Annotated in this window: 4 protein-coding genes and 1 pseudogene; 3 read left to right on the top strand and 2 right to left on the bottom strand. The window is 59.7% G+C overall.

Annotated elements, in window-relative coordinates; genetic code table 11:
- Positions 1 to 212: 212 nt before the first annotated feature.
- Together AC629_RS32050 and AC629_RS32045 are read right to left on the bottom strand one after the other, a co-directional pair.
- The gene (locus AC629_RS32050; protein ID WP_143199600.1) at positions 213 to 1,526 is read right to left on the bottom strand and encodes a serine hydrolase domain-containing protein; all 1,314 of its coding nucleotides are present in this window, start codon (positions 1,524 to 1,526) and stop codon (positions 213 to 215) included.
- A gap of 365 nt (positions 1,527 to 1,891) precedes the next feature.
- The gene (locus AC629_RS32045; RefSeq protein ID WP_168195625.1) at positions 1,892 to 3,187 is read right to left on the bottom strand and encodes an acetamidase/formamidase family protein; all 1,296 of its coding nucleotides are present in this window, start codon (positions 3,185 to 3,187) and stop codon (positions 1,892 to 1,894) included.
- Between the two features lie 233 nt (positions 3,188 to 3,420).
- Between AC629_RS32045 and AC629_RS32040 the strand changes: the two genes are divergently transcribed.
- From AC629_RS32040 to AC629_RS32025, 3 genes and pseudogenes are all read left to right on the top strand, one after another.
- A complete protein-coding gene (locus tag AC629_RS32040) occupies positions 3,421 to 4,359 on the top strand; it encodes a metal ABC transporter substrate-binding protein (protein ID WP_084808817.1) in 939 nt (312 codons plus the stop codon).
- Complete coding sequence (locus AC629_RS32035; RefSeq protein WP_084808816.1) at positions 4,356 to 5,639, top strand: metal ABC transporter permease; 1,284 nt, start codon at positions 4,356 to 4,358, stop codon at positions 5,637 to 5,639. The genes AC629_RS32040 and AC629_RS32035 overlap by 4 nt, the downstream gene beginning before the upstream one ends.
- Before the next feature lie 1,365 nt (positions 5,640 to 7,004).
- Positions 7,005 to 7,231, top strand: a pseudogene (locus AC629_RS32025) (hypothetical protein); the annotation flags it as partial.

The following is a 7,231-nucleotide window of genomic DNA, read 5'->3' as shown; positions in this document are numbered from 1 at the left end:
GAGAATGACCCTGGCTGTGTAAAAACGCGAATGATCGAGACACGGCTAGAATTACATTCTTCAGTTCGTCGTCTAAGTTGAAGCCACGTGCCAGCTTAAGCGCTAGAACCGCCTTGGACGAATAACTTCTTCTATCGCGCTCAAGCGCCTTGGCGTTTTCACACAGCCAAGACCCGAAGCGGTCGATCTGTCGAGTTTGTCCCGAGCTATTGTCAGCCTAGCTGATCGACCAGTGCCGACCATAGGACCCATGGCTCGTCTCGATGTACCGGGTCCTCAATTGCAGTGTGCACCATGACAACCTTTGAGGTCGGATCAACGCAAATATACTGGCCCTTGTATCCTAACAACGCGAACTGTCGCCTCTCACCGGGAAGCAGCCACAAGAGATAACCGTAGCCAAATCTTTTCGTCGCCGCGCCCGGTAGCAGATAGCCATCCGAAGCTCGAATGGTTGTTGCATCGATCATCCATTGCGCCGGAACGATCTGCTTGCCATCCCATGCGCCATCATGCGCCAGCAAACGCCCAAGCCGGGCGTAATCGCGCAGAACGGCATTGAAGCCGAAGTGCCCCAGTTCAAATCCTTCTGCGTCTATCAACCAATTAGCATCCGCTTCCGCGCCGATCGGCTCCCATACTTTCTCGCGCAGATAGTTGGACGCTGACTTGTTGACAGCCCTCTGAAGCACCATGCCGAGCACGTCGGCTTCTATGCTGGCGTAGTAAAATCTCGTTCCCGATGGGGCGATACGCTGATTGAATTGCACGATGCTCTTAACCGTGCCCATCTTCCATTCCGGGAACGCGATCCCCATGCCGTTCCACAGGCGATTGAGGTCGCGTCCTCCGTCTCTCGTTTCACCGAAATCGACGCCTGAGGACATGTGCAGCAGATCGCGGATTGGCGTCCTGCCGTACTCGGTGCCCATAAAGCCCGGCACATAAGTTTCGGGGATATCATCGACCGACTTAATCGCACCCTCGGAGATGGCGATCCCGATCAACAGTCCGGTTATTGACTTGACCATCGACTGGGATACGAACCGATCTTGATCAGTTCGCGCGTACTGATAGCGCTCGAAGATAATCTGGTCGTCCTTGGCGATCAGTAGGCCAGTGACCGGATTGCGCGACATGTAGTCGAGGGGCGAAAACTTGCTTCCCTGAAAATTGTAGTAAACTTCTGCCCTTGAGCATTTGAACTTCCAAGGCGTCACAGCTCGCTCGATGAGCCGTGTTGGATAGATACGATCGATATGGGTGAATGCGCCGACACGGTATCTTGGCTCCCAAGGGTCGCCTTGCCTCCGCGCCTCCGTAATGTCGGGAAGAGGATAGCCATCTTTTGCGCCGTAGAGCTCGGCGTTTGGACCTGTTGTGGAGAAAATCGGACCGGCGCAGTCTTGCGTCTCGCGGGGGGAAACTGGTTCCGCGGTTGCGGGGATGGGGCCGCCCAACGCACAGGCGACTGTAGCAGCCAGCGATGAAACAGCCTTACGACGGGAATATTGCTGCGCCGACATGTAGTCCCCCAAGGATCCTGTAAGTAGAGACCAAATTGAGCGGAAACTTCAAGGAGTATGTCTCTTATTGGCCCTTCGCGACATATTGCGGTGCCACTCCGTTTCGGTCGCAAGCGGGACGAAGCGGACATCGGGTGTCGGTTATGATCGGTGGGGTTCGTCGGGAATGACCCAACTCGGATATTGCGAAGGCAGTGGCACCTAGTTTCGCCCGATTTTGCATCGTGCGGATACGACCTTTCACCCAAGCTCCGATCGGACAGAAGACGGAGACCGCCGAGCGGAAGAAAAACCGAGCGAAACGGGTGATGGTCGACGGGGTGAAGGCCGCGGCCAGCCTCGACGGATCAATTCGACGGACTAGACTAGCGCTTGACCCAAAGGCTCTTCGGCACCAGACAGTGGACGCCCTTCTCACCGGCCTCCATCTCACCGACGCGGCAATCCATCGTCATGCTAGCGAGCGAGTAAGCGTCGAGACGCGAAAGCGTCCTCTCCTTCTGCAGGAGTTCGATCATGCTCCAGGACGCAGCATCCATCGCCTTGTTTATGTCCGCATCGGCGACATGCGTTACAAGGTATTCCGGCGTTTCAGCCGACGGCCGGTTTTCGGCAAGTGATTTTTGCGCATCTTTCGACGTTATGCAGTGAATGCCTTTCTTGATGTCTACGACCTGCGTCACGCGACAGTCGGCCACTTTGGCGACCAGAGCCACGGCTTCATCAGCCGGCAGCTTGCGTTGCTCCGCCAGCAATTTGCCGGTTTCTGCCTTGGCATTGGCGAGCGCTTTGTTGAGGTCCTCGTCGAATCCCATCGTGATCCACTCGGTTGGCGCTTCAATGCGAGGCCATTGCAGCGTTCTCGTCTTGTCGACCGTCACGGTGATCGTGATCTCCTGAAACGCGGTTTCCATGGCGGTGAGGTTGACCTCGCCGTTGCCTTGCGCTGCGTGTGAGTCGCCGGTCCAGACGAGAGCGCCGCGGACAAACACCGGAACGTACAGCGTCGTCCCCTCGACGAGGTCGCGGTTGTCGAGATTGCCTGCAAATGGACCTGGCGGCACCGCGTTGTACCGGCCCGGTTCGGCACGTGCTACACCGAGCGTTCCTGGAAATGGCCGCAAGGGAATTTCGATGCCCGGCGCGAACTCGGCTATCTTGCGCTCGATATCGATGTAAAAGTATTTCACTTGGCCATCCGGGAATTGCTTCGGGAATTGGCCGAACATGCCCGGAATATTGAAGTTTGCCCCCCACGGCCGGGGTATGATCTTCTGAATTTTGATGAGCAGGGTATCGCCTGGTTCCGCTCCATTCACGTAGATCGGCCCCGTCAGGGACATCGGACCCCGGCCAGGCCAATCCGTCCGCAACTTCTTCAGTTCCTCGATCGTGCGGCCGGGCCAGAGCTGACCGTGCGAGTGCGACATCGTCTCGACCACGACGGTATCACCGGAATCAACGATCAGCCGCGGCAGTTCCGCATTGTCAAACCACCCCCATTGCGTCGTTTCCAAAGTTGCGGGCAGCACGTGTACGCGGCCCGGGTACTTCGAAGCGGGCACGAGCATGAGCTGCTGCGCCGCGGAAAGTGCAGATGGCGTCTGCTGCGCAGTTGTGGTGACGCTCGCGCCGATTAGCGCCAGTAGCGCCGCGTTCAAGACCGCAATTATCCGCCGCATAGCAACCGCTCGCCTGGAGTCCAGCACCAAGCTCCCGTTTAAAGCCCGTGCCCCGACACGCGGTCATGGTTTAGACTACGTCCACTTAGACGCGACAGCAAGCGCGCAATGTGGGCCCGCTGCAGGCCAGCAGCCGGTGGCTGTGAAGTCCTTAGGTGCGGCGAAGTCCGAAGGGCGAATGCTGTTATCCTGAGGCATGCACGAGCCAGATCATGCGCAATTCTTCGCAGACGAAATCCATCTTGTTGTGTTTCGCGATGATGCTCGCTTGCGCTTATTCGGTCCTGGCGTGGTCGGCACTCGCGCAGGACCGCGTTCCGATCGTCACCACGACGACCGACTTGCGCAGTCTTGTGGAAGCCGTGGGCGGAGACCGCGTGGAGGTCATCAGCCTCGTACCGGCCGCCATGGACGCGGAGGAATATCAGCCCAAACCGCAGGACCTGCTGCGCCTGAAGAATGCGCGCCTGCTCGTTCGCGTGGGGCTCGATTACGACTTGTGGCTCGACCGCCTGCTCGCGCAGGCCGACAATCCCGACCTCGGCCGCGACGGCGCTGGCTATGTCGATGCCTCTTTTGGTATTTCGGTGCTGGAGGTTCGCGGGCTGAGCGTTGGCCCAGGGCACGCTCACGGTCTCGGGAACCCGCATTACTGGCTCGATCCCAAGAACGCCGAGATCATCACGAGCACGATACTGGAAGCGCTGGCGCGTCGCGACCCTGCAAACGTTTCAATTTACGAAGCCAACCGCCTGGCCTTCCTCGCCCGACTGGAGACGAAGCTGTCGGAATGGGAGACGAAGCTCGCGCCCCTGAAAGCCAGACCGCTCGTCGCCTATCACAACAGTTGGCCCTACTTTGCGCGGCGGTTTCGCTTGGATTTCGTCGGCTTTCTCGAAACGAAGCCGGGTGTGCCGCCGAGCCCCTCGCACCTCGCCGCGATCTTGCAGACGATGCGCGCACGGGCGGTTCGAATCATCGTCCGCGAGCCCTCTCAGCCCGAACGAGATGTCGCATTCCTGGCCGGCAAGGCGGGCGCATCGGTCGTGACGTTGGCGGCGTCGGTAGGCGCGCTGCCCCGGACCGACGATTTCATTTCGCTGTTCGAGCGAAACGCCGAAGCCCTGAGCGCAGCGGCATCGGCACAATGAGCCAGGCGATCGCATTTCTCTGGCCGGCGTTTCTGGTATCGGTCTGCCTCGTTGGTATCCACGCCTATTTCGGCATCCAAGTCCTCGCCCGCAAGGTCATCTTCGTCGACTTGGCGCTCGCGCAGATCGCCGCCCTCGGCGCGACAGTCGCATTTATGCTCGGTCATCCGGCTCAAAGCCCGGCCACCTACGCTTATTCGCTCGCGTTCACGCTGCTCGCATCGGTGCTGTTGGCCTTCACTCGGCTCTGGGCCACCCGCGTTCCGCAGGAGGCGCTGATTGGAGTGATCTATGTTGTCGCCGCCGCCGTTTCGATCCTCCTCATCGACCGCGCACCGCAAGGCGCCGAACATCTCAAGCAAATCTTGACCGGAAATATTCTTTTCGCCGGGATCGGTGAACTGCACGCGATCGCTCCGCTGTATGCGGCCATCGGGCTGCTGCACTTTCTGTTGCGCCGCCGGCTGACAGGGGCGGGATCGCTCGTCTGGGAATTCTTCTTTTTCGCAACTTTCGGCGTGGTCGTCACGAGTTCGGTCGCGATTGCCGGCGTACTGCTGGTCTTCTCATTTCTCATTGTCCCCGCCGCAATCGGCGCCATTTTTGCCCGATCGTTCGCAACCCAGCTGGCAATCGGTTGGGCCGTCGGCACGCTCAGCAGTGCCGTGGGACTTGCGGCTTCATTTGCGTTCGATTTGCCGACCGGCGCCGCCATGGTTTGCACCTTTGGCGGCGCGCTCGGGTTGAGTGGCGTGCTTTATGCTGTTCTGCACAGCAGTCGCCGTACGGCATGGCGAATGGCGATTGCGGCTGCGCGCTGGAGTATGACCGCGATTCTGGCGGGCTCCGCATTGCAACTCGTTGTCGCACCGCGCACCGACCAGCCGGTGCTCGACGCGGCCGAATACATCTTCCCTTCCCTGCGCACGATCTATTTGACCCGCGGCGAGCAGTCCGCCCTGGCGGATGCAAGCGAGCACGCTGAGCGCTACCGCACTGAGGCGGAGCGCTTGAACGATATGGAGGGGCGAAGCCGGAGCGAGGGTGAGGCGCTGGATGACTTCACCGTTGCGCGGATTTCCTCGTTGCTGCGATCCTATGGCGAAATGCGCAACGGCGAGCAGTTCGTTATGACAGAAGTGCGCGGGCGGGCGCGCCAGCGTGTTCGCTGGACCGTGAGCTTTGCTCTCCTAGCGCTCGCGCTCTTGGTTTCGCCCGGTCCCTGGCGGCGGATGTGGGCGCAAGCAAGAGTTTTGAGATTAAAGGGTCGGCCTGAATAAGGAGCGGAGCACGCGCGCCCGTGATCGCGTACGCGTGGCGGACGCTGCTTTGTACCAACGTGGTGCGTCTGAAGAGATCCGAACGGCTGACCGCCACATAGAATTGGAGGTCGGCCCCGTTAAGCCAAAAGGCCGAATGTCCGGAGTTGACGCCTTCGTTCATCTTTCGCAGATAGAGGGCGCGTGCCCTCTGCAGAACAACTTGCGCGATCTGTCCGTCGCTTTCGCCAATATGGCCCCGCAGCCAGGCCGGTACGTCCGACGATTGCTCAGCTGCAGCGGATCCAGCCGCCAGCCACGCGGCCGTTATGACACTGAGACTAATCCTCTTGAGAAAGCGCAATCCTGACCGCACGGATCGCCTCCACAGTCGGCATGCTAGTCCGCTTGATCGGCACGCCCCCAGTTCGGAAATGGATCCGGGGAGGCTGCACCTTCGCAGCTATGGGCGCCCTCAGGCTAATTCGAGCGGCCCATGATCATCACAATGGTCACCGTGCGGATGGTGCAGCCTACCGTCTACGAGATAATCGACATGATCGCCATGCGGCACCTGTTCATGTCCGCAGTTTGGACCGTGAGTATGTGAGCAGTGAACCTGAGGTGTGCAGCTCACGGGATTTGTGGCAGTGATCGGAATGACATGTTCGTCCACATGATCCTCGTGCATATGGTGGAGATGACCGTCGTGAAGATAGTCCACATGGCCATCATGGCGAACCGCCGTGTGTCCGCAGTTCGGGCCATGGTGATGAGGGTGGTTCGCGTGGTGTTTTTCAGTGCAAGTGGCCATCAACATACTCCCTGTTAGCGCGTGGGTTCGCCTTGGACGCCCCCGCGCACGTGACATAGTCGCGAAAGGCAAAGACACCAGAGGCGCGCACGAGTTGAAATTGATCCGATACGTGATGTTATAGCGTTGCTGCTGGCAGGGGCGGAGTTCCACAGGTCCAGATGAGTTGGCGCAGATTGCGTCGCACGCTTGCTCGCGTGCGACCGCATGGTGCGGTCTCACTTCAAAATTCGTTTTATGTCGCCTGTTGGCGCTTCGCGTCATTTCGTTGCCGCGCAGTAAGTAGGTCGCTTCGGGGAAGAGTAGACATCGAACGGCAGCGGAAACCCGCAGAGTCGGTCGAAAATGACCGAAATCCCGCATCGCAGCAGGCTGGTACCCCACGGGGTGTGTCGCCTCCTCGGCGCCGAGCTTTTAGGCTATCGTACAGGGCGGTGCGCGTTCCTTTTTGGCCGTTTCGAACGGCTCGTACTCGGCATCGGACCAGTGCACACTCGGCCTCACTGGAGCTTCGCGCGGTGTGTTTTTGTTCGGACTGGTGCCGCAACGGCAACCGCGCTGGGAGTTAACCCATGGCAAACTCAAAAACGATCGCGGGTCTGATCGGCCCGTCCCTGATCGCGCTCGCGGCCACGTTGCTCATCAATCTGGGCTCGATGTCGGCACTGGTCGAGGCCGTCTCGCACGATCCCGCCCTCGTGCTGGTCTCCGGAGTCCTTTCCTTCGTGGCCGGGCTCGCTGTGGTGCGCGTGCACAATCACTGGGCCGCAGACTGGGCGGTTCTTGTCACGATCTTCGG

The organism is Bradyrhizobium sp. NAS80.1 (assembly GCF_001908205.1).
Classification (GTDB): domain Bacteria; phylum Pseudomonadota; class Alphaproteobacteria; order Rhizobiales; family Xanthobacteraceae; genus Bradyrhizobium.
The sequence above is the reverse complement of the archived record's forward strand: the minus strand, read 5'-3'. Positions and strand labels throughout refer to the sequence as shown.